General features: G+C 35.5%; 1 pseudogene. It reads right to left on the bottom strand.

The features are described 5' to 3' along the window. Positions 1-54: 54 nt before the first annotated feature. Positions 55-211 (bottom strand): annotated as a pseudogene (locus FDX22_RS15805) (IS6 family transposase); the annotation flags it as partial.

Here is a 211-nt window from a genome sequence, read left to right as displayed (position 1 = left end):
GGTTCTGTTGCAAAGTTTAAAAATCAAATACAAGGTTTATAATCCTTCTTGTTCTTAAGCTAATATTCCCATTAAGACCTTAATCTCAGTAGATACCGAAAATCCGAAGAGCGTTCCATTTCTTCGGTTCTTTTTGTATATTCCTCGAATTGTTTCCATGCCCTTAATCGTGGTTGAGGCAGTTCGTAGACTTCGATAAAATTTATTGCGT

This window comes from Citrobacter sp. TBCS-14, from assembly GCF_005280805.1.
GTDB classification, from domain to species: Bacteria; Pseudomonadota; Gammaproteobacteria; order Enterobacterales; family Enterobacteriaceae; genus Citrobacter; species Citrobacter gillenii.
Note: the sequence above shows the minus strand (reverse complement) of the source record. Positions and strands in the feature narration are given on the sequence as shown.